Source organism: Mixta gaviniae, from assembly GCF_002953195.1.
Lineage (GTDB): Bacteria > Pseudomonadota > Gammaproteobacteria > Enterobacterales > Enterobacteriaceae > Mixta > Mixta gaviniae.
Map to the genome: position 1 here is coordinate 3778105 of NZ_CP026377.1, position 24743 is coordinate 3802847.

Genomic DNA, 24743 nt, shown 5'->3' on the forward strand with positions numbered 1-24743 from the left:
CTTTTTCCCGTGTCGTTTAATTAGAGACAATTCTCACATTGGTCGTTGGGGGGCTGGCTATAATGCCCTGCGTTTTACCCCCTTATTGATTACGGCGCGATGACAGTCCGTCACGATTATTATTCTATTCAGGATCTATTATGATTAGCAGCGTATTTATTGTCGACGATCATCCTTTTGTCTGCTCGGGCATTAAGGCCTATTTACGCGCCAACGGCTATGTTATCGCCGGCGTCGCGGCGGATGGCGCCTCGGTCATCGCCGATGTCGGCCTGCATCGCCCCGACGTGGTGATTATGGATTTGAACATTCCCGGCCGCGACGGCATGCAAGTGATCGAGAGCCTTAAACGCATCAATATTCAGCAAAAAATCATTGTGCTAACCGCCTCAGACAGCGATTTTCATATGCATCGCTGTATGCTGCTGGGCGTTGAAGGCTATCTCTGCAAAAGCCATGATACCGCGCAGCTGCTACAGGCGATCCGCAGTATCGATAAAGGCTTTAAATTCTATCCTAACAGCCACAGCGACGACGTTCCCACCATTCACCCGGAAAGCGAAAAGCTGATGTCGCTTTCCCGCCGCGAGCTAATGGTATTAAGAAAACTGGCGGAGGGGTATTCAAATAAAGATATCGCCCTGCAGCTGGCATTAAGTAATAAAACCATCAGCACCTGTAAAATTAAAATATTGCGCAAGCTGGGAATTAAAAGCGTGGTGGATATTAACGAAATCGCTAAAAGAAATTATCTGGTTTAAGTTTTCCCGCGCCGCGCCCATGACGTTAAGCGCCAGTAAAAAACAGACGCCACGCCTTTATCCGGTGAGCGACAGCGGGCCGTTTATTTAACTGCCCCGCCCGTCGTTTAATGCTGATGAGAAAGCTGCTGCGCCACGGGATGCCAGAAATCGGTTACCGCACCTTCGCCGCCCGTGATGGGATCAAACTGCGGCAGCGGCACACGTTTAATGTTCGCCAGCGCCTGCTCCATTTTGTCTTTATCATCGCGTAGCGTATCGGGCGTCATGCCTGCCGGATAGGCGCCGACGGTAAAGAAATCCTCGCTGGCCGCCACCTGCTGATGTCCGACGCCCGCCGGGATCAATACCGCATCGCCGACGCGCAGCGTCACCATGCGTCCGCTTTCGCCGCCAAACAGCACTTCCGCCCAGCCGGCGCCGACGCCCAGCAGTTCATGGGTGTTGGAGTGATAGTGCGTGTAAGGGAAAATCGGCGCACGCCAGCGGGCCGGCCACTGGTTGTCGTTAAAACGCTGTTCAAACCAGGCGGCGATATCTTCAACGTCGTTCGGCACCACGCGCGGATAGATGATCAGCGGCAGCGGATTATTGGGCACGCCGTTAGAGGGCATGGCCAGCATCAGGTGCTGCGGGTTGCTGGAGGTTCCTGCAAACAGGGTGCCTGCCGCGAAGGACATCATAGCCATCAGAGGGCACGATGAGGAAAACATAACACGTCTCCTGTAAGTCGCAATGTTAATTGATTTTGGCAAAAGTAAATAACTTTGCAACAGAAAGCATCTCTGCTGGCTCACATAAATGATTAATTTATAAGACTTAACTCAAATTTTTTCGCCCGGCGGGCAGACGCGCTAAAACCGCCCTTTTCTCTGCCTGAATATAGTCTCTCCGGCGCGCGTTAATGGTTTTTTTAACCATTCTGCGACGGAGGCCGCCGATGCCCTGGATGATCTTATTGCCGCCTTCAGGCTGCCGGGGATCGCCCTCTGTTATATCTTTGCCGCGATCAGTCATCCCGATGCTCTCCTGTTACCTTTATTGCCGCGATCGGACGCCGGGGATCGCCCTCTGCTACATCATTGCCGCTATCAGGCCGCCGAGGATCGCCGCCGCGGCCTCCTGCGCGTCGTCCCACGGCCAGGCCGTGTTAAAGCGGAAATAGTTCTCATACTGCTGGCCCGAGGAAAACATACTGCCCGGTGCGATGCTGATATTGTGCTGCAGCGCGCGGTAGTAAAGCTGGGTGGCGTTGACCTGGCGCGGTAGCTCGATCCATAAAAAGTAGCCGCCGCGCGAATCGTTAATGCGGGCACCGTAGGGCAGATGGCGCTTCAGCGACTGGCGCGCCAGATTTTTCCGCTGCTCCAGCACCTGGCGCAGCTTGCGCAGGTGGCTGTCATAGCTGCGCGTGCCGAGATAGTTCGCCAGCGCCAGCTGCATCGGCGCGCTGGTGGAGAGCGTACTCATCAGCTGCAGATGCTGAATGCGCTGCGCGTGCCGCCCCGCCGCCACCCAGCCGACGCGAAACCCGGCCACCAGGCTTTTGGAAAATGAAGAGCAGTGCAGCACGCTGCCCTGGCGATCGAAGGCTTTTGCCGGCAGCGGCTTATCCGCGCCGAACCAGAGTTCGCTGTAAACGTCATCCTCAACCAGCGCCACCTGATGCGCCGCCAGCAGTTTCACCAGCGCCCGCTTCTTTTCCCGGCTGAGAGTAAAGCCCACCGGGTTTTGCTGGTTGGTCATCAGCCAGCACGCCTTTACCGGCCAGCGCTTCAGCGCCTGCGCCAGCTCATCCAGATCCATGCCGTGCTGCGGATCGGTGGCGATGGCTACCGCCTTCAGCTTCAGACGCTCAATTGCCTGCAGCGCGCCGTAGAAGGTTGGGTTTTCCACTACCACCCAGTCGCCCGGCTCCGTGAGCGCCTGCAGGCTGAGGCTGAGCGCCTCCATCGCGCCGTTGGTGATCACTATCTCATCCGGCGAGACGGCGATCCCCTGCTGCGCATAACGGCGCGCCAGGGTTTTGCGCAGCGCCTCGTTGCCCGGCGGCAGATGGTTAATGGCGTCGCGCGGCGTCAGGCTATGGGAGACGTTGGTCAGAGCGCGCATCAGCTGGCGCTGGGGGAACAGCTCCGGGTCAGGAAAGGCGGAGCCGAAAGGCACAATCAGCGGATCGCGGCACGCCTGCAGCACTTCGAAAATAAACGCGTTGATATCGACGGTTTCCGCCAGCTGCACCTTTTGATGCGTCACCGGCTGGCTAAGGAATTCAGCGCGCGGCGCCACGTAGTAGCCGGACTGCGGCCGTGACACCAGCACGCCCTGGCTTTCCAGCACCTGATAGGCGTGCATCACGGTCATTAAACTCATGCCGCTCAGCCTGACCTGATCGCGCAGCGAGGGCAGCTTTTCGCCCGGCTGCCACACTTCGGCGTCGATTTGCGCCTGGATTTGCTCCACCAGCTGAAGGTACTTCGCCATAAACGGTTACAGGTCCGCAGAAGAAAACTGGCGGCTATTATAGTTTTCCCGGCACCGGAGAGATATGGCCCCGCCCGGTTTATCCGCGGCGGGGCCGGAGGGCGGCGTCAGGAGACCGGATGGGTATCTTCTTTGCGGATAAACTCTTTCAGCTCATGCACGCGATCGGGCGGCAGCGGCTTGCCTAACAGGTATCCCTGCAGACTGTTGCAGCCCAGGTTGGTCAGGAAGGTTTGCTGCTCGGTGGTCTCCACCCCTTCCGCCACCACCTTCAGGTTAAGCGACTGCGCCAGCGCCACGATCGCCGAGACGATAGTGGCGTCGCCACTGTTCTCATGCAGCTCGTTGACGAAGGCGCGGTCGATCTTCAGCTCGCTGGCGGGCAGACGCTTCAGGTAGAGCAGGCTGGAGTAGCCAGTGCCGAAATCATCAATCGAGGCGCGTACCCCGAGATCGGTTAGCGCCGTCAGAATGCGTACGCTTTCGTCCGGATCGCGCATGGCGGTGGTTTCCGTCACTTCCAGCGTCAGCAAATGCGGCGGAATATGGTGCTGCTCCAGCGCCGTGACCACCGTATCCACCAGGCTGCTCTGCTCAAACTGCAGCGCTGAGAGGTTCACCGCCACCGACCAGTTTTGATGCCCTTCCAGATGCCAGCAGCGCAGCTGACGGCACGCTTCGTTGATCACCCAGTTACCGACGTGGATGATCAGGCCACTTTTTTCCGCCAGCGGCAGAAACATATCGGGCGACAGCAGGCCGTGCTGCGGATGCTGCCAGCGCAGCAGCGCCTCAAAACCGACGATCGGGCCGCTCGGCGCGGTATATTTCGGCTGGTAGAACAGCCGCAGCTCATTGCGATCCAGCGCCAGCCAGAGATCGTTAACCAGTTGCAGTTGCCGCTGTGCGATGGTGTTCATCGACGGCTGGAAGAAATTGTAGCCGTTGCGCCCGTTGTTTTTGGTGTGGTACATGGCGGCGTCGGCGTTAAAGATCAGCTCGCGTTCGTCGGCCCCGTCACCCGGATAAACGGCGATGCCGATGCTGAGCGACACGATCAGTTCGTAGCGCGAGATAATAAACGGCTTCTCCACCAGCTTCACCAGCGCATCCGCAATGGTAGCGGCATCGTTAGGATCGTCGATTTCCGTTAGCAGCACGAACTCATCGCCGCCCAGCCGCGCCAGGGTGTAGTGGCCGGTCATACTGCCTGTCATACGTTCGGTCACTGCCACCAGCAGGCTATCGCCGATATGGTGGCCAAAGGCGTCGTTGACCGCTTTGAAGCCGTCGAGATCCATAAACATCAGGGCGAAGCGGGAGTTTTCGCGCGTGGCTTTGTTGATCGCCTGATCGAGGCGATCTTCCAGCAGAATGCGGTTAGGCAAGCGCGTCAGGTTATCGTGCAGCGCCAGCTGCGCCAGCTCGCGGTTGGCCTCCGCCAGCGACGACGCGAGCATGGAGGTACGCGCCTGCAGACGCGCGTCAAGCATCGATACCAACAGGGTGATGCCGAGAATGGAAACCGTCACCACCGCCACCAGAATCGCCAGCCAGTTGCTGTTAACGCCCTGATGCATGGCGTGGCTGGAGGCCGGGAAGCCGGCGGCAGCCATGCCGGTGTAATGCATGCCGGCAATGGCGAATCCCATCACCACCGCCGCACCGGCGCGCAGCAGCGTCAGGCGGCCCGGCCCCTGGCGCAGCCGGAAGGCCAGCCAGAGCGCGGCGCCCGAGGCGAGCAGCGCGATCACCACTGAGAGCGCGATCCAGCCCCAGTTCCAGACAATACCGGGTTCGAACATCAGCGCCGCCATGCCGAGATAGTGCATCGCCACCACGCCGCTGCCCATCACCAGCGCGCCGAGGCCGAGCCGCAGGGCGCGCAGCTCGCCGTAGCAGACGATCCACAGCGCAAACACCGAGGCGGCGATAGCGATGATCATCGAGAGCAGCGTTAGCGGCCCGCTGTAGCTCATCATCATCGGCATATTCATCGCCAGCATGCCGATAAAGTGCATCGCCCAGATGCCGATACCCATGGAGAAGCCGCCGCCCAGCAGCCAGACGCGCGCGGTCAGTCCTGAACTGGTCACTACGCGGCCGGCCATATCCAGCGCGGTATAGGAGGCGAGAAAAGCGACGATGATGGAGACGACCACCATGAGCGTATCGTAAGAGGTTGCCAACATAGAGATTCCTGCGAATTAGCGCCCTTCAGGGAACGCTGAAATTGAAAGAATAAAAGCGCAAGGTTAATTGGCCCGTTGTATAAACTATCGGCAAACCTGCGCCAATGCTTATCATCGCGTCCATGAATAAAAGAGATTGCCGGGAGCAATAAAATTGTCCTGCCGCCGCACGCTGCATGGCCGATAGCCGCGTTGCCCGCCCCCCGTGCGCCACAGCTTACGCCTCTGCTCACACTGTTGATAAATGCAGCAAAAATCATAAAATTTATTTTTGTTTTTCTTGAGTCAATAAACGACGCTTTTTCGCGCTTTTCTCGCTTTTTATTACCCGATTCATTTAAAAAATGGCTGCGAAAGGCTATTTTTTCAAACGTAGCGCGAAGGGAAAAACGGCAAAAATCGTGATTTCCCGCGCGAGCGCAAGAAAATAGCACTGTTAGCGATTTTCGCCTAGATGTTAACGAAACGATCCTGTCCGGCGAGGGCTGAGCGCCGTCAGAAGCGCAACCACAGGGATCGCCGCAGCAGGAAGCGAAGCGTTAAATAAATTTTTAACCTGATGTTTACCGCTTTGCTAACCGCTGTTATATAGTAAAAGGGATTAATACAAACATTTTAAAATCAAATCCGCGCCCGTTGCGGATCAATGCTTGTTTGACGTGCTGTTTTGCCTTGCTTTTGTTGCTTTTGGGTAATTCTCTTTACTGAACACCAGGTGATCACGCTTTTACGCTATCGCTATCAGTAAGGAATATTTATGAAACTCAGGTTTTTGCTGGTTCTGGGCGGCTGCGCGCTCCCGCTTGTCGCTACGCCCGTTTTCGCCGCCACTACTACCGGTACCATTAACGCGACGCTGACGCTGACCACCGGCTGTCTGGTCAATGGCCAGCCCGGCACCGCCGGCGTTAACTTCGGTACCCTGAACTTCGGCAGCAGCGCCGCCACCTTCGATACGCTGAATGCCACCCTGGTCGGCGCCGCCGGCACCGGTATTTACGTGCGCTGCACCACCGGCCAGACCTATAACGTGCAGGTCACCAGCAGCAATGCCGCGCCCGCTACTGTATATGGCGAAGTGACCGGACAGCCGCGCTATCTGCTGCTCGGCTCCGATAATACGCGCGGCATCTCTTATACCCTTTACAGCGACGCCGGCTTCTCCAACGCCATCGCCAACAACACCAGCCTGCCCGCTAACGGCACAGCCGATGCCACACTGGGCGATAACTACCAGATCTTCGGCCGCATCACCGGCGGCGGCTTCAACGCCACTATTCCGGCCGGCACCTATACCGACACCATCAGCGTGGCCGTGAACTACTGACGCCGTTAGCAGGAAGCGGAACGTGCCGTGGAAAGGGAGAGGCGCAGCAGGCTGTTACGGCCTGCTGGCCCTGATCGCCTGCAGTGACGCCCAGGCGTTACCGACGCAGACGTTTCAGGTCAGCGCGGCGATCGTGGCGGGCTGCGTGATTTCAGGCAGCAATACCAGCGCCTTCGGCGCGCTGAACTTCGGCACCCGTTCAGGGGTAGAGACCGCCAGCGTCAGCGCCAGCTTCGTGCAGAGCAGCACCCTCAACATCGCCTGCACGCCGGGCACCACGCTGAACATGAGCATCAACGGCGGCAGCAACTACACCACCACGCGCAACCTCAAGCTGGCGAATGTCAGCAGCACGGTAGCCTACCGGCTGTTTACCAACGCTACCCACAGCGCCGCCAGCGAGATTCCGGTTAACCAGAACGTGGCGCTGAGCTACAGCAATGCCAATAACATTACGTTGCCGATTTACGGCCTTTTACAGCTCAGAGGCGCCCGACGCGCCGGCAGTTACAGCGATACGCTGACGGTGACGCTGAGCTGGTAATGAATCATAAGGACATCAGGTATGACTCTTCTTCGCCCGCTGATGGCGGCCCTGTTAGCGCTGTTCGCCGCCGTCTCGCATGCCGCCAACTCCGTGATGATCTGGCCTATCGATCCGAAGATCGTCAGCGAAGATAAAGCGAGCGAGCTTTGGCTGGAGAACCGCGGCAACGCCACCACGCTGATGCAGGTGCGCATTTTCGCCTGGCAGCAGGTCAGCGGCCGCGAACAGTACCAAACGCAGCAGCAGGTGGTCGCCAGCCCGCCGGTGGTACGCATCGAGCCGGGACAAAAGCAGCTGGTGCGCCTGATCAAGCAGACCGCGCCGCCGGCCGGCCAGGAGGCGGCCTATCGCGTAGTGCTGGATGAGATCCCGACGCCGCAGCAGCCGGGCGAAAATCAGGCGGGGCTGCGTTTTCAGATGCGCTATTCGGTGCCGCTGTTCGTTTACGGTAGCGGGCTGTCGCCGGATACGATTCAACCCGCCCTGAGCTGGCGCGCAGTCAGCGAAGGCGGCCAGCGCTGGCTGGAGATCGTCAACCGCGGCGCGGGCCACGCGCGGCTCAGCAACGCCACGCTTAACGGGCGCGCGTTGGGCAGCGGGCTGTTCGGCTACGTGCTGGCTAACAGCAGCCACCGCTGGCCGCTCAATGTCGCCGTCTCTGCCGACGCCCGTCTGGCGGCGGAAGTGAATAACCGCGCCTGGCAAAGCGCCAGCAGCGCGCGCTGATCGATGAAGCGCCAGCCCGCGCCCGCGCTGCGGCGCTGCACACTCGCTATCGTCAGCCTGTGCGGCTGCCTGACGCCGCCTGACGCCGGCGCGGAAACGTTCTCTGCGCTGCCGCCGCCGCCGGCGAGCGCGCCGCAGGGAGCGACGCCGCAATATATGCTGGGGCTGGTGGTCAATGAGCAGCAGAGCGACCAGATCGTGCCGGTGACTTTTCGCGATGGTCATTATTGGCTGCGCGCCGCCGATTTGCGTCAGGCGGGGCTGCCGGCGGCAAAGCTGAACGGCGCGGAGGTGGACGTTTCCGCGCTGCCGGGCGTGCAGGCGCAATATGACAGCCAGCGCCAGCGCCTGCTGCTGACCGTGCCCGCCGACTGGCTGCCGGCGCAGACCTTTTCCGGACGTGACAACGCGCCGCGCTATCCCGGCCGCAGCAGCGCCGGCGCCCTGCTCAACTATGACTTCTATACCAGCCGCAACAGCCAGGCGGGCAGCCGCCTCTCCGCCTGGAACGAGCTGCGCGTGTTCGGCGCGGCGGGACAACTCTCCTCTAACGGGGTCTGGCAGCAGCAGCTCAGCGGCAGCGGCTATCTCAACGACGGCTATATCCGCTACGACAGCTGGTGGAGCTACGAGGATGAAAACCGCATTCTGAGCTGGCGCGTAGGCGATCTGATCACTGACGCGCTGAGCTGGAGCAGCAGCGTGCGCCTCGGCGGCGTACAGCTGTCGCGCGATTTCAGCGTCCGCCCCGATATCGTCACCTGGCCGCTGCCGACCTTCGCCGGCCAGGCGACGGTGCCCTCGACCGTCGATCTGTTTGTCAACGGCTACCAGACCAGCAGCAATCAGGTGCAACCCGGCCCCTGGTCGATGACCAATATGCCGTTCGTCAACGGCGCCGGTGATGCGGTAGTGGTCACCACCGATGCCGTCGGCCGTCGGGTCACCACCGCCCTGCCGTTTTATGTCTCCAGCGATCTGCTGAAGCCGGGCCTCTCCGATTTCTCCTTTTCCGCCGGGGCGCTGCGCAATAATTACGGCATCAAAAATTTTGACTACGGCGTCGGCGCGGCCAGCGGCTCATACCGCTACGGCGCAACCGACTGGCTGACGCTGGAGACGCATGCGGAGGGGGCCGATCGGCTGGCGCTCGGCGGCGGCGGCGCGCAGCTGAAACTGGGGCCGTTTGGCGTGGTCAATGGCGCGCTGGCGCAGAGCCGCATGGCGGGCGAGCGCGGCAGGCAATACAGCTGGGGCTACCAGTACAACAACCGCTGGTTCAGCCTCGGCACTCAGCACACTACCCGCAGCGCCGGTTTTGCCGACCTGGCGCTTTACAGCACCCGCCAGGGCGAAGTGAACGATATTACCTGGTCGCTCAGCCGCCGCAGCGCGCAGTACAACGCCAGCGTCTCGCTGAACCGGCTCGGTAGCCTGGGCACAGCCTTTATCGATATCACCAGCGGCAGCGGCGAGCGTACGCGGCTGTGGAACCTGTCATGGAGTAAAAACCTGTGGGGCAATAGCAGTCTCTATGTCGCCGCGACGCGCGAGATCGGCAGCGGCGCATGGAGCGGCGCAGTATCGCTGATTATCCCCTTCGGCGAACAGGGCAACGCCAGCATCAGCCTGGAGCGCGATCAGCAGGGCCAGGACGCGCAGCGCATTTATCTGTCGCGGGCGATGCCCAGCGACGGCGGCTTCGCCTGGGACGCCTCGTGGGCCAATCAGGGCAGCGGCGGCGACTACCGTCAGGGCAGCCTGCGCTGGCGCAACCAGACGATCGATACCTCCGCCGGTTTTTACGGCGACCAGGATAACCATACCGAATGGGCGGATCTCACCGGCTCGCTGGTGCTGATGGATAGCCGCCTGTTCGCCGCCAACGAAGTTAATGACGCCTTTGTGCTGGTGAAGACCGGCTACCCGGACGTGACGGTGCGCTATGAGAATCAGGCGATGGGCCGCACCGACCGCGACGGCTATCTGCTGGTGCCGCGCATTAGCTCTTACTATCCGGCGAAATATGATATCGACGCGCTCGATCTGCCCGCCGATATGACCGTGCCGCGCGTCGAACAGCGTTTCGCGGTGAAGCGCCAGAGCGGCTACCTGCTGCATTTCCCTGTCGAGCCGCTGCGCGCCGCCAGCGTGATCCTGTATGACACACAGGGCAATCCACTGCCGGTCTCCAGCCAGGTGCTGCGCCCGGGCCAGCCGACGGAGTATGTCGGCTGGGACGGCATCGCCTGGCTCGACAATCTGCAGGGGGAAAATGCCATTGAAGTGGTGACGCCGGACGGACGCCGCTGTACCACCCATCTTTCGCTGGCGCACGGCCGCCCCGACGCGCTGAAGGTATACGGTCCGGTAACCTGTCCGCTGCCTGCGACGCCGCAAGGCGCGCCGGGCAGCGCTCCTGAAAACGCCAAAGCAGGGATCCTGCCATGAAGATAAAATTGCTGCTGCTTCTCGCCCTGACGCTGGGCGGCTTTAGCGCCACGCTGCGCGCCGCCTGCACCCTGCCCGCCTCGACCGCCAGCTTCGGTTCGGTCACCTCGTTCGTGATCAATACCACCGCCAGCACCAGCTCCACCACGGCGAACGTCAACTGCGGCGCCGGCAGCACGGTGTCACTGCTGTCGGGCAACAATATCACCCTGCAACTGGCCGGCGCGTCCACCACGTCTGGCACCCGCGGCGCGCTAACGCGCGCCGGCGTCACCGGCAGCGATACGATCCCGGTGCAGCTCTGTACCGCCGCCAACTGCGCCACTGAAATGACCATCGGCGCCACTCCGATTACCTATAACTCTACGCAGCTGGTGAACCTGATCGGCCTGCTCGGCGGGCTGAATTTCTCTATCCCGCTCTATCTGCGCACGCTGCCCGGCCAGGTGGTGGCGGCGGGCAACTATACGCTGACGCTGAATGTCGCCGTCACCTACCGCATCTGCACCGGCATCGCCGCGCTCGGCCTCTGTCTGGCGGGCCAGGATCAGAACGGGTCCGGTACGATCCCCATTACCCTTAACCTGACCATTACCAACGACTGCGCCACCATTACCGCGCCCAACGTTAGCTTCGGCAGCGCGCCGCTGGTCAGCGGTTTCGCCGCCGTTTCGCAATCGATCAGCGTGGTCTGTACCAAAGGCAGCACCTACACGGTGGGATTAAGCAACGGCAACAACGCCAGCAACGGCGTACGCAGTATGGCGAGCGGCGTCAACCGTCTGAGCTATGAGATTTACAAGGGCACCTCCAGCAACCGTTGGGGCCCTTCCGGTACCGAGCGCCAGGCGAGCGCCAACGCCACCACGGTAAGCGGCGACGGCCTGACGCGCACCTTCCCTTATACGGCGCGCATCCTGACCACGCAAACCACGCCGCCGGCAGGCAACTACAGCGACAGCGTGGTGGTGGATGTGGCGTTTTAATCAGAGCGCGACGGGCGCGCCAGGATCGTTATGGCGCGTCTGATACTGCTTCAGCAGGCGCTGGAGACTCAGCGTGCCGATCAGGCCGCACAGCGCGGCGAAAGTCAGCCAGACGCCGGGCATCGCTTTATCGCCGGTGGCGTGGATCAGATAGCTGGAGATGGCGGGCGTGAAGCCGCCAAACAGCGCGGTCGCCAGGCTGTAGGCCAGCGAGAAGCCGCAGGCGCGCACCTCGGCGGGCATCACCTCCGTCAGCCAGACCACCATCGCACCGTTATAGCTGGCGTAGAGGAAAGAGAGCCACAGCTCCGCTTCCAGCAAGTGCGCGAACGACGGCGCGCCCACCAGCCAGTGCAGGACCGGCCACGCAGTGAGGATCATCAGCAGGGTAAAAACGATCAGCAGCGGACGGCGGCCGAGCCGATCGGAGAGTGCGCCCATCAGCGGCAGCCAGATCAAGTTAGAGAGGCCGATGCATAACGTGACCAGAAAGCTCTGTTTATCGCTCATCATCAGCACCGTTTTGCCGAAGGTCGGCGTAAAAGCGGTGATCATATAGAACATGACGGTAGTGGTGATCACCATCAGCATCCCCGCCAGCACCAGCGCCCAGTTGCGGGCTACCGTACGTATAATCTCGCGCATCTCAGGGTGATGTTTACGCTGGCTGAAGGCCTCAGTTTCCTGCAGCATGCGGCGGATCCAGAACAGGAACGGCACGATCAGGCAGCCGACCACAAACGGAATGCGCCAGCCCCATTCGGTTATCTGCTCCGCCGCCAGCAGATGGTTCAGCAGCAGTCCCAGCAGCGCGGCGAAGATCACCGCGATCTGCTGGCTGCCGGACTGCCAGCTGACGTAAAAGCCCTTACGCCCTTGCGGCGCCACCTCGGCAAGGTAGACCGACACCCCGCCCAGCTCGACGCCGGCCGAAAAGCCCTGCAGCAGACGGCCCAGCAAGATCAGCACCGGCGCGGCGGCACCCAGTGTCGCATAACCCGGCACGCAAGCGATGGTCAGGGTGCCGAGCGCCATCAGCGCTAAGGTCAGCAGCAACCCTTTGCGACGCCCGTGGCGATCGATCCAGGCCCCCAACACGATCGCCCCCAGCGGGCGCATCAAAAATCCGGCGCCGAAGGTCATCAGCGTCAGCATTAACGAAGCAAAGGGGTTATCGCCGGGAAAGAACGTTTTGGCGATCGCGCTGGCGTAGTAACCGAACACCATAAAATCGTACATTTCGAGAAAGTTGCCGCTGGTGACGCTAAAGATGGTTTTGGCACCGCTGCGGGGCGGCTTTTGTAAATGCGTGGTGGAGTGCATACCGGCTTCCTTAGGTTTTTTCCCGTTTTAGCCCGATACGCCCCGCGTTAATGTGATGACGATCACCATTGCAGTTTACAAAACGATCAGTTTAGTAACCATTATTTAACAGAGCCACACAACAGGGATTTTTTACTGTCGTCAGCACGTTTCTCAGGCGATATTCATATTTGCTCATATTTATACGCATTTTCCCGCTACTAAATTTTCCTTTGCCAACAGAGACTTGAGTCTTACCCCCTGTTACACGCCTCGACAAGCGCCCGCTTTCTCCTAGCCTTGATAGTGAATTTTCTTTTATGAAACCAGGAGGAAAGATGGCAGATCAAAATAAAATGCAAAATCCTCTCACCCAGTATTACAACGGTGAATACCCGAAACAGCGCCAGCCCGCCCCGGGCATCCAGCAGGATATGCAGCCCGTTCCAGACTGCGGCGAACAGAGCTATCGCGGCAGCCAGCGTCTGGCGGGCCGTAAAGCGCTGGTCACCGGCGCTGATTCCGGTATTGGCCGCGCTGCCGCTATCGCCTATGCCCGTGAAGGCGCCGATGTAGCGATCAACTATCTGCCCGCCGAACAGCGCGACGCTGAGCAGGTGGCAGACTATATCCGCGAAGCGGGTCGTAAAGTGGTGCTGATCCCGGGCGATATCAGCGATGAGGCGTTCAGCAAGCAGCTGGTGAAGCAGGCGCACGAAGAGCTGGGCGGACTGGATATCCTGGCGCTGGTGGCGGGCAAGCAGGTAGCGGTCGAAGAGATTGCTGAACTGACCACCGAACAGTTCCGTAAGACTTACGAAACCAACGTTTTCTCACTGTTCTGGATCACTCAGGCGGCGATTCCGCTGCTGCCGGCAGGCGCGTCGATTATTACCACGTCATCGATTCAGGCCTATCAGCCCAGCCCGCATCTGCTGGACTACGCCTCCACCAAAGCGGCGATCCTTGCCTATACCCGTGCGCTGGCGAAGCAGGTGGCGGAGAAAGGCATTCGCGTGAACAGCGTTGCGCCAGGCCCGATCTGGACCGCGCTGCAGGTCGCTGGCGGTCAGCCGCAGGCGAAACTGCCGGAGTTTGGTCAGCAGACGCCGATGAAGCGCGCCGGTCAGCCGGCCGAACTGGCGGGCGTGTATGTCTATCTGGCGTCGCAGGAATCGAGCTACGTGACGGCGGAAGTGCATGGCGTAACCGGCGGCGAACATTTAGGTTAAGCCGGCATTAGCCATAAAAAAACCGGAGCCTGGCTCCGGTTTTTTGCTTCAGCGACGGCGACGCGACTATTTCTGCGCGCTCTCCATCCCCATCAGGCCAATCTTGAGATAGCCCGCGCCGCGCAGGGCATCCATGGCGCTCATCAGCGTTTCATAATCCACTGATTTATCCGCCTGGAAGAAAATGGTGGTTTCTTTATTGCCTTCGGTCTGCGCGTTCAGCACGTCAATCAGCTTCTCTTTCGACACTGCTTCGTTGCCGACATACATCTGCTTATCTTCTTTGATCGAGAGATAGACCGGCTTTTCCGGACGCGGCTGCGGCGCGCTGGTCGAGGCGGGAAGGTTGACCCTGACGTCCACCGTCGCCAGCGGCGCGGCCACCATGAAAATAATCAACAGCACCAGCATCACGTCGATAAACGGCGTCACGTTGATTTCATGCATTTCGCCGTTGCTGTCCAGATCGTCATTTAACCGCATCGCCATAACGCTTAACCTACCCGCAGTTTATGTGCATTCTGTACCGGCTGCGCGCTGTTGCCGCGCGCCAGATCGAGATCGCGGCTCTGCAGCAGCAGCACCTGCGCGGCAACGTCGCCCAGGCTCGCCTTGTAGTTGGCGATCATACGGGCGAAGACATTGTAGATCACTACTGCCGGGATTGCCGCCACCAGGCCGATAGCCGTCGCCAGCAGCGCTTCGGCGATGCCGGGCGCGACGACCGCAAGGTTGGTGGTTTGGGTTTTGGCGATACCGATAAAGCTGTTCATAATGCCCCAGACGGTGCCAAACAGGCCGATAAAGGGTGAGACGGAGCCGATAGTGGCGAGGAAGCCGTTGCCGCGGCCGGCGTGACGGCTGATGGCGGCGACGCGGCGCTCCAGGCGGAAGCCGGTGCGCTCTTTAATGCCTTCGTTATCTTCCGAACCGGCGGACAACTCCAGCTCATTCTGCGCTTCCTGCAGCAGCTGTGTCGTCAGGCTGCGCGCGTGGAAGCCGTCGCTCAGCTCCGCCGCCTGGCGCAGGGAACGCGCTTCCGCCAGCGCCTGCTGTTCCTGTTTCAGGCGGCGACGCGCCGAAGATAGCTCGGTAAATTTGCCGAAGAAGATGGCCCAGGTGACGACGGACGCCAGAAGCAGTCCAATCATTACCGCTTTTACCACGATGTCCGCATGTTCAAACATGCCCCAGACGGAGAGATCCGCCTGCATCAACTCACTGGTCACCACGCTATTTCTCCAACCTTAATGAAATTCATCAAAACAGGTCAGGATCATACCAAAACAGAGGTGAATTGATAGTAGTTCTCATTACTATTTACAAAGATTTCCCCACCCCGCGCCGCCTGAGGGCGGTCAGGTAGCGAGCTTGTAATCGGTTAGTTTTTAAACTGTGACGTTGCGTATAAATTTATTAAAACGTCGTTTTAATTCTGTGATGCAATTCATCCAATTTATGTGCGCCGATTTTCCGCCTGCGCAATTTATCTATAGTGAATCAGCCCTGCTGGCGCATACCTCCCTACCCTTCTACAGCCAGTGACGGGGCATCCTTTAGGCGCAGGAGAACAATGATGAAAGCAAAAAAACTGTGGCTGGCGTTAGCGCTGGCTTCCACCGCGCTGTTCGCCGCCACCGCCGCCTCGGCTAAGGTGCTGAAGGTCGCGGAAGTCCAGCCTGCTGGCTACCCCACCGTCGTCGCACTGGAGAAGATGGGCGAAAAACTGAAGCAGGCCACCGACGGCCGTCTTGAGCTGCGCGTCTATGCCGGCGGCACGCTCGGCGACGAGGAGCAGACGCTGCAGCAGGTCCAGGTCGGCGCGGTGGATATGATCCGCGTTTCGCTGGCGCCGGTCTCTACCCTTGCGCCGGAAACCAGCGTGCTGACGCTGCCCTATATCTTCCGCGACGAGGCGCATATGCATAGCGTGTTGGACGGGGAGATCGGCAAAGCGATCGCCAGTAAGTTTGATAACGATCCCAATACCCGCATGGTGTTTCTCGGCTGGACCGACGCCGGGGTGCGTAACATGATCACCAAAAAACCGGTGACGAAGCCGGAAGATCTGAAAGGGATGAAGATCCGCGTGCAGAACAGCGCCATTTCGCTGGCGACACTGAAAGCGATGGGCGCCAATCCGGTGGCGATGGGCGTCAGCGAGGTGTTCAGCGCCATGCAGACCGGCGTGGTCGACGGCACGGAAAACAATCCGCCAACCTTCATCGCCCATAACTATATGCCGGTGGCGAAGTACTACACCCTGACCGGCCACTTTATCCAGCCGGAGATGATCCTCTTCTCCAAACGCTCCTGGGACAAACTCTCCGCCGGGGATCGCGCGCTGCTGAGCAAGCTGGGCAAAGAGGCGCAGGAGGATGAGCGCAAGCTGTGGGCCGAGTATAACCAGCAGTCGCTGGCGAAGATGAAGGCGGGCGGCGTGACCTTCCAGCAGATCGATCGCGACTACTTTGTCAAAGCCACCCAGCCGGTGCGCGATCAATATGGCAAGAACTATCAGGATCTGATGCAGCAAATCGCTGCGGTGAAATAACCTTTTCCCGCGCCGCGTTCTCTCGCGGCGCCGCTAATCAGGTAAAAAATCATGTCTGCCTATTCACGTCTGATGGATGCGGTCTATCTGCTGTGCATGACGATCGCCGCGCTTGCGTTGCTGTTGATGGTTGCGGTGATCCCTGTCGGCATTTTTGCCCGCTATGTGCTGAACGATGCGCTCTCCTGGCCGGAGCCGGTAGCTATCGTCTGCATGATTATCTTCACCTTTATCGGCGCGCCGGTCGGCTTTCGCGCCGGCACCCATATCTGCGTCTCGATGGTCACCGATCGCCTGTCGCCGCGCGGGCAAAAAATAGCCGCGCGGGTGAGCGATCTGCTGATGCTGGCGGCCTGCCTGATTATCTTCCAGGCGAGCTACGCGCTGTGCGAGGCGATGTGGTTTCAGCCGCAGGCCTCGCTGCCGGCGGTGACTTTCGGCCAGATGTATCTGCCTATCCCGGTCGGCGCGCTGCTGACGATCCTGTTCGTGATTGAGCGCCTGCTGTGCGGCGATCAGTCCGCTCGCCCGCTGGTCAGCCTTGGCGGCACTCACTGATTCGGAGCTTACGATGGACGCACTGATCTTAGTTGGCAGTATGATGGTTCTGTTGCTGATCGGCTTCCCGGTGGCTTTCGCCGTGGGCCTGAGCGCTTTTATCGGCGCCTGGTGGATCGATCTGCCGCTGGAAGCGGTGGTGATCCAGATCACCAACGGGGTGAACAAGTTTTCGCTGTTGACCATTCCCTTCTTTATTCTGGCGGGCGCGATTATGGCCGAAGGCGGCATCGCACGCCGGCTGGTCAATTTCGCCTATATCTTTGTCGGCTTTATTCGCGGCAGGCTGTCGCTGGTGAATATTGTCGCTTCCACTTTTTTCGGCGCTATCTCCGGCTCGTCGGTGGCGGATACCGCCTCGATCGGCTCAGTGATGATCCCGCAGATGGAAGAGAAAGGTTATCCGCGCGATTTCGCCGCCGCCGTAACCGCCAGCGGATCGGTGCAGGCGGTGCTGACGCCGCCCAGCCATAACTCGGTGATCTATTCGCTGGCCACCGGCGGCGTGGTGACGATTTCGTCGCTGTTCGTCGCCGGCATTTTCCCCGGCCTGCTGCTCGGTCTCTGCCTGATGATTATGTGCCTCGGCTTCGCGCGCAAGCGCGGCTATCCGCGCGGCGAACGCATTCCTTTCCGCCAGGCGTTGAAGATTTTTTTCGACGCCTTCTGGGGGCTGTTTACCGTAGTAATTATTCTCGGTGGCATTCTCTCCGGCATTTTTACCGCCTCGGAATCGGCGGCGATCGCCTGCCTGTGGGCCTTTTTCGTCACCATGTTTATCTACCGCGACTTTAAGTGGAGCCAGCTGCATATTCTGCTGTTCCGCACCATTAAGACGGTGACCATCGTGATGGTGCTGATCGCCTTCGCTTCCGGCTTTGGCGCGGTGATGACCTTTATGCAGCTGCCGCAGCTGATCACCGGGTTTTTTACCAGCATGTCGGATAACAAGTATGTGATTCTGATGTGCATCAATATTCTGCTGCTGATGATCGGCACGCTGATGGATATGGCGCCGATTATCCTGATCCTGACGCCGGTGCTGTTGCCGGTTACCAATGCGCTGGGGGTCGATCCGGTGCATTTCGGCATGATCATGATGATCAACCTCGGCATCGGTCTGATTACGCCGCCGGTAGGCTCGGTGCTGTTTGTCGCCAGCGCGGTGGGCAAGCAGAAGATTGAACAGGTGGTGAAAGCGATGCTGCCCTTTTACTGCCTGCTATTTGTGGTGCTGATGATGATTACTTATATCCCTGCCATTTCCCTCTGGCTGCCGCGCATGATGGGCGTGATGTAGCGCCGTTGACGGCGCAGGCGTCTGTCGCCTGCGCCGTCGCGCTCCCGCCATCCGGCCACTGTCTGATAGTGGCAAAACGCTCTCAACCCCGGCCGGTTAAACGTGGTAAGTTAGAGCATCACTACGGGTTAGCAGGACCGCTTGCAGCATGTCGAAAAAGAATATTGAAACCACACTCATCGCCGCCGGAAGAACCAAACGTTATACCCAGGGCTCCGTCAACAGCGTTATCCAGCGCGCCTCCTCACTGGTCTTTGATACTGTCGCCGAGAAAAAGCGCGCCACCGCAGGCCGGGCTGAGGGCGAGCTGTTCTACGGCCGCCGCGGCACCCTGACCCACTTTTCGCTGCAGGAGGCGATGTGCGAGCTGGAAGGCGGCGCAGGCTGCGCGCTCTATCCGTGCGGCGCGGCGGCAGTCTCCAACGCTATCCTGGCGTTTGTCGAGGCGGGCGACGAAGTGCTGATGGCCGGCTCGGTCTATGAGCCGACCCAGGATTTCTGCAATAAGATCCTCAGTAAGCTTAACGTTACCACGCGCTATTTCGATCATACCCTCGGTGCGCAGATCGCCGATCTGGTGCAGCCCAATACCAAAGTGGTGTTCCTTGAATCCCCCGCCTCGATCACCATGGAGGTACAGGATGTGCCGGCAATCGTGCAGGCGGTGCGCAGCAAAGCGCCCGACGCCATTATTATGCTGGACAATACCTGGGCGGCGGGAGTGCTGTTCCGGCCGCTGGATCACGGCGTGGATATTTCGATTCAGGCCGGCACCAAGTATCTGGTAGGCCATTCTGATGCCATGATCGGCACCGCGGTCAGTAACGCGCGCTGCTGGGCGCAGCTGCGTGAAAACTCCTATCTGATGGGGCAGATGGTGGATGCCGATACCGCCTATGTCACCAGCCGCGGCCTGCGTACGCTGGCGGTGCGCCTGCGTCAGCATGAAGAAAGCGCGCTGGCGGTGGCGGAGTGGCTGGCGCAACGTCCCGAGGTGGCACGCGTCAACCATCCGGCGCTGGCGCAGTGTCCGGGCCATGACGCGTGGCAGCGCGATTTCAGCGGCAGCAGCGGGCTCTTTTCCTTTGTGCTGGAACAAAAACTGAGCGATGAAAAACTGGCACACTTTCTCGACGGTTTTCACCATTTCAGCATGGCCTACTCGTGGGGCGGCTTTGAGTCATTGATTCTGGCCAATCAGCCGGAAGAGCTGGCGGCAATCCGCCCGGTCAACGGCGTCGATTTCAGCGGCACGCTGGTGCGCCTGCATATTGGCCTGGAGCATATCGACGATCTGATCGCCGATCTGGCCGCCGGTTTTACGCGCATTACTCAGGCATAAGCGGCGCAAAGCACGCTAATCTTAAACAAAAGCTTAACGGGTCGCCCTCTCTGCCCGCGCCGGCGGGAAGGGGGCGGCCATTTGCAGTTACACTTAAACGATGACCACAGTCAACGAGGAAGCAGATGGGTGTGATACATGAGATTGTTCAGGCGCTATGGCATCAGGATTTTGCCGCGCTGGCCAATCCGGACGTGGTTTGGATCGTTTACGGCATTATGTTTATTACGCTGTTTCTGGAAAACGGTCTGTTGCCCGCCTCTTTCCTGCCAGGCGACAGCCTGCTGCTGCTGGCGGGAGCGATGATTGCCAAAGGGGTGATGGATTTCGTCCCGACGATGGTGATCCTGACCACCGCCGCCAGCCTGGGCTGCTGGCTGAGCTATTTGCAGGGGCGCTGGCTCGGCAATACGCGCCTGGTGAAGAGCTGGCTGATGCATTTGCCCGCGCAGTACCATCAGCGCGCCTGGCATCTGTTTAACCGTCACGGTTTGACGGCGCTGCTGGTGGGCCGTTTTCTGGCGTTTGTCCGTACGCTGCTGCCGACCATGGCAGGCATTTCCGGCCTGAAGAATGGCCGTTTTCAGCTGTTTAACTGGCTGAGCGGCCTGCTGTGGGTGACGATTGTTATCGCCTTCGGCTACGGCATCAGCCAGGTGCCGTTTATTAAGCGCCATGAAGATCAGGTGATGGCGATTTTAATTATTCTGCCGGTCGCCCTGCTGTTCCTCGGCCTGGCCGGCAGCGTGGCGCTGATCTGGAAAAAGCGCCGTCAGCGCGCCTGAGCCGCATGCGGCGGCGGGAAGCCTATCCCGCCAGCCGCATACGGGTCATCTCCTCTCCCGGAGTGACGCCGAAATAGCGTTTAAACTCGCGCGAGAATTGCGAGGCGCTTTCATATCCCACCCGCATCGCCGCCGCGCTGGCCTTTAACCCTTCCTGCAGCATCATGGTGCGCGCCTGGTGCAGCCGGTAGCTTTTCAGGTACTGCAGCGGCGAGGTGCTGGTGACCGCCTTAAAGTTATGATGAAACGCCGAGACGCTCATATTGACCTCCGCCGCCAGCAGTTCGACGCTGAGATTGTCGGTGAAGCTGGTTTCGATGCGCCGCAGCGCGCGGGCGATCTGGCTGAACTGGGTGTGGCGGCTGACCAGCGAGAGCAGCGCGCCGCCGCAGGGGCCGGTCAGGACGTAATAGAGCATTTCACGCACGATTTGCGGCCCCAGCACGCGCGCGTCACGGTTTTTCTGCATCACATCCAGTAGCCGCTCCGTTGCGCAGAGCAGTTCGCCGGAGAGAAAGGCGGAATGGATGCCCTGGTTAAGCGGCCGGGTCTGAAAGCTGTCGTCGTTGTTCAGTTCGATCAGCAGATCCTGCAGTTTCGGGATATCGACATGTAGCATGATGCCCGCCAGCGGCTGTTCCGGCGTGGCGAAGGTTTCGCATTCAAACGGCAGCGGCACGGTGAGCATCAGGTATTTGCTGGCGTCGTAGTTGAAGGTGGTGGTACCGATATAGCCGACTTTTTTCCCCTGAAAGAGGATGACAATGCCGGGCCGGTACATGACCGGCGTGCGCCCGCACTGACTATCGGCGTAAAGCAGCTGCACTTCCGGCAGTTCGGGCAATGCGGCGCGTCCGCTCTGGCGTAGCTGAATCACTTTTTGCGCCAGGGCGGCGCAGATCGTTTCCCGCTCCATGATGTTAACTCTCTGTGATGAACTCACCGGCAGTGTGCCCGCTGTTAAGAAATTTCTCCAGCCGTGAGCAGGATTAGGCAAGATTCCCGCAGAAATATGCATTGAGGCCAGCCGGCCGCTTTCCCACAATGGTATTTCGACGTCGGCACCGCAAAAGGAGATCTCGACTAGACTTAATCGTCATCGGGTCCAACTAACCAGTAAGGAGAAGTTATGGCAGACCAACCGATTATTAAACTGCGTGACGGCAATATGATGCCGCAGCTGGGGCTGGGCGTCTGGCAGGCCACCATTGAAGAGGCGCGCAACGCCGCGCTGAAGGCGCTGGAGGTAGGTTACCGTTCTATCGATACCGCGGCGATCTATAAGAATGAGGAAGGGATCGGTCAGGCTTTGCAGCAGACGGATGTGGCGCGCGATGAGATTTTCGTGACCACCAAGCTGTGGAATGAGGATCAGCTGAACTGGCAGCAGGCGATGGAGAGCAGTCTGCAGAAGCTGCAGTTGGAGTATGTGGATCTTTATCTGATGCACTGGCCTTGTCCGGAGAAGGATAATTATGTCGAGGCCTGGAAAGGGATGATTGAGCTGCAGCAGCAGGGTCTGGCGAAGAGTATCGGCGTCTGCAATTTTCAGGAAAAGCATCTGAAGCGGCTGATTGACGAGACGGGCGTGACGCCGGTGATCAACCAGGTGGAGTTGCATCCGATGTTGCAGCAGCGCGAGCTGCACGCCTGGAACGCGATGCATCAGATTCAGACAGAATCGTGGAGCCCGCTGGCGCAGGGCGGCAAGGGCGTGTTCGATCAGGATGTGATTAAGCAGCTGGCGAAGAAGTATGGCAAGACGCCGGCGCAGGTGGTGATCCGCTGGCATCTGGATAGCGGGCTGGTGGTGATTCCAAAGTCGGTGACGCCGTCGCGTATTGAAGAGAATTTCAAGGTGTTTGATTTCCGTCTGGAGAAAGCGGAGATCAGCGAGATTGCGAGGATGGATAGCGGTACGCGTCTGGGGCCGCATCCGGATGAGCTGAACTAAGGTTGACGGCGGGGATCGTCGTCGCCGGCTCGCTGGATTTGCAGGGGCTGCCGCGTGTAACGGTCGCTGCAGGTTCGGTGAGTTTGCAGGGTAGTACCGCGTGTAACGGTCGCTGCAGGTTCGGTGAGCTTTAGGGTACTACCGCGTGTAACGGTCGCTGCAGGTTCGGTGAGCTTTAGGGTACTACCGCGTGTAACGGTCGCTGCAGGTTCGGTGAGCTTCAGGGTAGTACCGCGTGTAACGGCCGCTGCAGGTTCGGTGAGTTTGCAGAGGCTACCGCGTGTAACGGTCGCTGCAGGTTCGGCGAACCCGCAGAGAGGCCGGGCCGCTCGTAAAGACGCAAACCCTGTCATCCCTGACCGCTCGGCCCGCGCCCTCCCTGGCGCGGGACGCTTTACTCCCCTGCCCGGCCTCCCCGCGCTTTGACTGTTGTGTCGCTTTGATATTTTTTTAGTCCGTGCCCGTTTTCTGGATTGTGTGTCGCTTTGATATTTTTTAGTCCGCGTCCGTTTTCTGGATCTGGTGTCGCTTTGACACTTTTTAGTCCGCGCCCGTTTTCTGGATCTGGTGTCGCTTTGATATTTTTTAGTCCCCGCCCGTTTTCTGCAGCTTGTGTTGCTTTGATGCTTCTTAGTCCGTGTTTGCTCTCTGGATCTTGGGTCGCTTTGATATGTAGTGGTGCGCAGCGCTTGCGGGAGGGAGAAAACGTTGATGGGCTTTAATTGGGGGAGACGTTGAAGAGCGCTTTTAACAGGGCGTTGGGGAGCGCGTCGCCCAACGTCTCCCCGGATTGAGTGGACGGGCTGATCGTTAGCCGCCCAGGCTCGGCTGTACCAGCAACTGTCCCGCCGTGCCGCGATCGGCCATTTCCAGCGTCTGGCTGTAATAGACAAAGGGGAAATGTTCGGAAGAAGACTGGGTGAACGCCACCAGCAGCTCGACTTCACCGTCAATCCAGACGGTATCTTTCCAGCCGCGATCTTCGCCGAATGGCTGCGCGCCGTTGACGCTTTTCACCAGGAACATCACGCCCTGAATATGAAACGCCTGCGGCGTGTCGGCATGGACTATCCAGCGCTCATAGGTCCCCTGCTGCGCCTGAATATCGATGCGCGCCATGTCCCACAGCGCGCCGTTGATGCCCGGCTGAGCGTCGCCTAAGCGCAGCTCGCGAGTGCGTACCGGGGTACCGTCGAGGATTTGATCGGCCAGCAAACGCATCGGCAGGTTGTCGGTGACCAGCGGCAGCAGGCCGGTGGGACGCAACGTGAGGATCAGCGTGGAGGTGAGGATGCTGGAAGGCTCGAACAGGCCGCGCAGGCGATCCATGATGCCCGCCGCGACGCCGGCGGTAATCGACACCTCTTCACCCTGCGACATATCCAGCAGCACCTCGCGGCGCTCGCCCGGCGCCAGCGATAGCTGCTGCACCGCCACCGGCGCAGGCAGGAAGCCCTGATCGCTGGCGATAACGTGGAACGGGCGATTGTCGCTTAACATCATCTCATAGCGGCGGCAGTTAGAGGCGTTGAGCAGCCTTAAGCGCACCCAGCCGCGCGATACTTCGACAAAGGGATTCTGCACGCCGTTGACCAACAGCGTATCGCCGACCAGGCCGCCATTCTCCGGCGGGTTATAGACCGGCGCGCCGAAGTTATCGAGGCGTTTGTCCTGAATAATCAGCGGGAAATCATCCACGCCGTAATGTTTGGGGATCGGCAGCGATTTGCTGACCTCATCCTCAATCAGCCACATGCCCGCCAGCCCGTTATAGACGTGCTGCGCCATGCGGTTGGGGGTGGTGGCGTGATACCAGCAGGTGGCGGCGCGCTGGCGCACCGGCAGCACCGGCGCCCAATCGACGCCCGGGGACATCATGCGCGGCGCGCCGCCGCTCAGCGCACCCGGCACCAGCAGGCCGCCGACGCCCATCGCCACCGGCTCGTTCAGCCGGTTGTTGTAAATCAACTTGACGTCGTCGCCGCTCCAGACACGCACCGTCGGCCCAAGATAGAGGCCGTTGACGCCCCAGACCGGCACCTTATTGCTGTCGCCGGAGAAAGACCAGTGGCTGCGCTGCAGAGTCAGAAACAGCGGCTGACCGCGACGCGACTCCAGCAACGGCGGGATCGGTAATGGCGTTTCATTGCCCGCCGCGCGCGCGCTGAACGGCAGCGCGCCCGCGCACAGGGCGATGCCCGATGCCTGTATAAATTGACGTCGACTGAAAGACATAACGACT

At 59.8% G+C, this 24743-nt stretch carries 22 protein-coding genes; 13 read left to right on the plus strand and 9 right to left on the minus strand.

All coding sequences use genetic code 11. From position 1 onward, the window contains the following. Window positions 1-140: 140 nt before the first annotated feature. On the plus strand, window positions 141-761 hold the full coding sequence (locus tag C2E15_RS17680; protein WP_104958534.1) for a response regulator transcription factor: 621 nt from the start codon (window positions 141-143) through the stop codon (window positions 759-761). Window positions 762-868: 107 nt separating this feature from the next. Here the strand turns inward: C2E15_RS17680 and C2E15_RS17685 are convergent, their stop codons facing one another. The 4 genes from C2E15_RS17685 to C2E15_RS17700 all read right to left on the minus strand — a co-directional run bounded on the left by C2E15_RS17685 (window position 869) and on the right by C2E15_RS17700 (window position 5437). Further along, entirely contained in the window at window positions 869-1474 is a 606-nt protein-coding gene (locus C2E15_RS17685; RefSeq protein ID WP_104958535.1) for a hypothetical protein, read from the minus strand. 106 nt (window positions 1475-1580) lie between these two features. Further along, on the minus strand, window positions 1581-1778 hold the full coding sequence (locus C2E15_RS17690) for a hypothetical protein (protein ID WP_104958536.1): 198 nt from the start codon (window positions 1776-1778) through the stop codon (window positions 1581-1583). 57 nt (window positions 1779-1835) lie between these two features. Next, window positions 1836-3245, minus strand: coding sequence for an aminotransferase-like domain-containing protein (locus tag C2E15_RS17695; protein WP_104958537.1), 1410 nt, complete (start codon window positions 3243-3245; stop codon window positions 1836-1838). Between the two features lie 107 nt (window positions 3246-3352). After that, complete coding sequence (locus C2E15_RS17700) at window positions 3353-5437, minus strand: putative bifunctional diguanylate cyclase/phosphodiesterase (RefSeq protein ID WP_104958538.1); 2085 nt, start codon at window positions 5435-5437, stop codon at window positions 3353-3355. A 757-nt stretch (window positions 5438-6194) separates the two neighbouring features. Between C2E15_RS17700 and C2E15_RS17705 the strand changes: the two genes are divergently transcribed. The 5 genes from C2E15_RS17705 (at window position 6195) to C2E15_RS17725 (ending at window position 11474) form a co-directional block, all read left to right on the plus strand. Beyond that, entirely contained in the window at window positions 6195-6764 is a 570-nt protein-coding gene (locus C2E15_RS17705) for a Csu type fimbrial protein (protein ID WP_104958539.1), read from the plus strand. A gap of 61 nt (window positions 6765-6825) precedes the next feature. Then, window positions 6826-7308 carry a Csu type fimbrial protein gene (locus C2E15_RS17710; protein WP_245912408.1) on the plus strand — a complete coding sequence of 161 codons (483 nt, stop codon included), beginning with the start codon at window positions 6826-6828 and terminating at the stop codon, window positions 7306-7308. Window positions 7309-7329: 21 nt separating this feature from the next. Further along, window positions 7330-8037 (plus strand): fimbrial biogenesis chaperone, encoded by a 708-nt coding sequence (locus C2E15_RS17715; RefSeq protein ID WP_104958541.1) that lies wholly within the window; start codon window positions 7330-7332, stop codon window positions 8035-8037. A gap of 3 nt (window positions 8038-8040) precedes the next feature. Then, complete coding sequence (locus C2E15_RS17720; protein WP_104958542.1) at window positions 8041-10488, plus strand: fimbria/pilus outer membrane usher protein; 2448 nt, start codon at window positions 8041-8043, stop codon at window positions 10486-10488. Continuing rightward, entirely contained in the window at window positions 10485-11474 is a 990-nt protein-coding gene (locus C2E15_RS17725) for a Csu type fimbrial protein (protein WP_104958543.1), read from the plus strand. Before C2E15_RS17720 ends, C2E15_RS17725 begins: the two co-directional genes overlap by 4 nt. On the opposite strand, the gene tcuC is transcribed toward C2E15_RS17725, so the two are convergent. Then, on the minus strand, window positions 11475-12797 hold the full coding sequence (gene tcuC / locus C2E15_RS17730) for an MFS transporter (RefSeq protein ID WP_104958544.1): 1323 nt from the start codon (window positions 12795-12797) through the stop codon (window positions 11475-11477). A 317-nt stretch (window positions 12798-13114) separates the two neighbouring features. Here tcuC and C2E15_RS17735 point away from each other — a divergent pair, with 317 nt between their 5' ends. After that, a complete protein-coding gene (locus C2E15_RS17735; protein ID WP_104958545.1) occupies window positions 13115-14008 on the plus strand; it encodes an SDR family oxidoreductase in 894 nt (297 codons plus the stop codon). A 66-nt stretch (window positions 14009-14074) separates the two neighbouring features. Here the strand turns inward: C2E15_RS17735 and exbD are convergent, their stop codons facing one another. Then, window positions 14075-14497 carry a TonB system transport protein ExbD gene (gene exbD / locus C2E15_RS17740; RefSeq protein WP_104958546.1) on the minus strand — a complete coding sequence of 141 codons (423 nt, stop codon included), beginning with the start codon at window positions 14495-14497 and terminating at the stop codon, window positions 14075-14077. A 5-nt stretch (window positions 14498-14502) separates the two neighbouring features. Beyond that, window positions 14503-15237: a tol-pal system-associated acyl-CoA thioesterase gene (gene exbB, locus C2E15_RS17745; RefSeq protein WP_104959229.1), complete on the minus strand. Its 735-nt coding sequence runs from the start codon at window positions 15235-15237 to the stop codon at window positions 14503-14505. A gap of 347 nt (window positions 15238-15584) precedes the next feature. Between exbB and C2E15_RS17750 the strand changes: the two genes are divergently transcribed. The 5 genes from C2E15_RS17750 to C2E15_RS17770 all read left to right on the plus strand — a co-directional run bounded on the left by C2E15_RS17750 (window position 15585) and on the right by C2E15_RS17770 (window position 20547). Then, a complete protein-coding gene (locus tag C2E15_RS17750) occupies window positions 15585-16562 on the plus strand; it encodes a TRAP transporter substrate-binding protein (protein ID WP_104958547.1) in 978 nt (325 codons plus the stop codon). 51 nt (window positions 16563-16613) lie between these two features. After that, window positions 16614-17120 (plus strand): TRAP transporter small permease, encoded by a 507-nt coding sequence (locus C2E15_RS17755; protein ID WP_104958548.1) that lies wholly within the window; start codon window positions 16614-16616, stop codon window positions 17118-17120. A 13-nt stretch (window positions 17121-17133) separates the two neighbouring features. Next, a complete protein-coding gene (locus C2E15_RS17760) occupies window positions 17134-18420 on the plus strand; it encodes a TRAP transporter large permease (RefSeq protein WP_104958549.1) in 1287 nt (428 codons plus the stop codon). Window positions 18421-18568: 148 nt separating this feature from the next. Next, window positions 18569-19762 carry a cystathionine beta-lyase gene (gene metC / locus C2E15_RS17765; protein ID WP_104958550.1) on the plus strand — a complete coding sequence of 398 codons (1194 nt, stop codon included), beginning with the start codon at window positions 18569-18571 and terminating at the stop codon, window positions 19760-19762. 125 nt (window positions 19763-19887) lie between these two features. After that, the gene (locus C2E15_RS17770; RefSeq protein ID WP_104958551.1) at window positions 19888-20547 is read left to right on the plus strand and encodes a DedA family protein; all 660 of its coding nucleotides are present in this window, start codon (window positions 19888-19890) and stop codon (window positions 20545-20547) included. A 22-nt stretch (window positions 20548-20569) separates the two neighbouring features. Here C2E15_RS17770 and C2E15_RS17775 read toward each other — a convergent pair whose 3' ends face one another. Beyond that, complete coding sequence (locus C2E15_RS17775) at window positions 20570-21463, minus strand: AraC family transcriptional regulator (protein WP_104958552.1); 894 nt, start codon at window positions 21461-21463, stop codon at window positions 20570-20572. A gap of 213 nt (window positions 21464-21676) precedes the next feature. Between C2E15_RS17775 and dkgA the strand changes: the two genes are divergently transcribed. Continuing rightward, complete coding sequence (gene dkgA / locus C2E15_RS17780; protein ID WP_104958553.1) at window positions 21677-22501, plus strand: 2,5-didehydrogluconate reductase DkgA; 825 nt, start codon at window positions 21677-21679, stop codon at window positions 22499-22501. Between the two features lie 810 nt (window positions 22502-23311). Here the strand turns inward: dkgA and ftsP are convergent. Then, the gene (ftsP, locus tag C2E15_RS17785) at window positions 23312-24736 is read right to left on the minus strand and encodes a cell division protein FtsP (protein WP_104958554.1); all 1425 of its coding nucleotides are present in this window, start codon (window positions 24734-24736) and stop codon (window positions 23312-23314) included. Window positions 24737-24743: the final 7 nt, after the last annotated feature.

What these genes read in the sequence shown, in the direction of transcription:
- C2E15_RS17680 (WP_104958534.1), top strand. Translation starts at nt 141, where the DNA reads ATGATTAGCAGCGTATTTATTGTCGACGATCATCCTTTTGTCTGCTCG.
- C2E15_RS17685 (WP_104958535.1), bottom strand. Translation starts at nt 1,474, where the DNA reads ATGTTTTCCTCATCGTGCCCTCTGATGGCTATGATGTCCTTCGCGGCA.
- C2E15_RS17690 (WP_104958536.1), bottom strand. Translation starts at nt 1,778, where the DNA reads ATGACTGATCGCGGCAAAGATATAACAGAGGGCGATCCCCGGCAGCCT.
- C2E15_RS17695 (WP_104958537.1), bottom strand. Translation starts at nt 3,245, where the DNA reads ATGGCGAAGTACCTTCAGCTGGTGGAGCAAATCCAGGCGCAAATCGAC.
- C2E15_RS17700 (WP_104958538.1), bottom strand. Translation starts at nt 5,437, where the DNA reads ATGTTGGCAACCTCTTACGATACGCTCATGGTGGTCGTCTCCATCATC.
- C2E15_RS17705 (WP_104958539.1), top strand. Translation starts at nt 6,195, where the DNA reads ATGAAACTCAGGTTTTTGCTGGTTCTGGGCGGCTGCGCGCTCCCGCTT.
- C2E15_RS17715 (WP_104958541.1), top strand. Translation starts at nt 7,330, where the DNA reads ATGACTCTTCTTCGCCCGCTGATGGCGGCCCTGTTAGCGCTGTTCGCC.
- C2E15_RS17720 (WP_104958542.1), top strand. Translation starts at nt 8,041, where the DNA reads ATGAAGCGCCAGCCCGCGCCCGCGCTGCGGCGCTGCACACTCGCTATC.
- C2E15_RS17725 (WP_104958543.1), top strand. Translation starts at nt 10,485, where the DNA reads ATGAAGATAAAATTGCTGCTGCTTCTCGCCCTGACGCTGGGCGGCTTT.
- tcuC (WP_104958544.1), bottom strand. Translation starts at nt 12,797, where the DNA reads ATGCACTCCACCACGCATTTACAAAAGCCGCCCCGCAGCGGTGCCAAA.
- C2E15_RS17735 (WP_104958545.1), top strand. Translation starts at nt 13,115, where the DNA reads ATGGCAGATCAAAATAAAATGCAAAATCCTCTCACCCAGTATTACAAC.
- exbD (WP_104958546.1), bottom strand. Translation starts at nt 14,497, where the DNA reads ATGGCGATGCGGTTAAATGACGATCTGGACAGCAACGGCGAAATGCAT.
- C2E15_RS17750 (WP_104958547.1), top strand. Translation starts at nt 15,585, where the DNA reads ATGAAAGCAAAAAAACTGTGGCTGGCGTTAGCGCTGGCTTCCACCGCG.
- C2E15_RS17755 (WP_104958548.1), top strand. Translation starts at nt 16,614, where the DNA reads ATGTCTGCCTATTCACGTCTGATGGATGCGGTCTATCTGCTGTGCATG.
- C2E15_RS17760 (WP_104958549.1), top strand. Translation starts at nt 17,134, where the DNA reads ATGGACGCACTGATCTTAGTTGGCAGTATGATGGTTCTGTTGCTGATC.
- metC (WP_104958550.1), top strand. Translation starts at nt 18,569, where the DNA reads ATGTCGAAAAAGAATATTGAAACCACACTCATCGCCGCCGGAAGAACC.
- C2E15_RS17770 (WP_104958551.1), top strand. Translation starts at nt 19,888, where the DNA reads ATGGGTGTGATACATGAGATTGTTCAGGCGCTATGGCATCAGGATTTT.
- C2E15_RS17775 (WP_104958552.1), bottom strand. Translation starts at nt 21,463, where the DNA reads ATGGAGCGGGAAACGATCTGCGCCGCCCTGGCGCAAAAAGTGATTCAG.
- dkgA (WP_104958553.1), top strand. Translation starts at nt 21,677, where the DNA reads ATGGCAGACCAACCGATTATTAAACTGCGTGACGGCAATATGATGCCG.
- ftsP (WP_104958554.1), bottom strand. Translation starts at nt 24,736, where the DNA reads ATGTCTTTCAGTCGACGTCAATTTATACAGGCATCGGGCATCGCCCTG.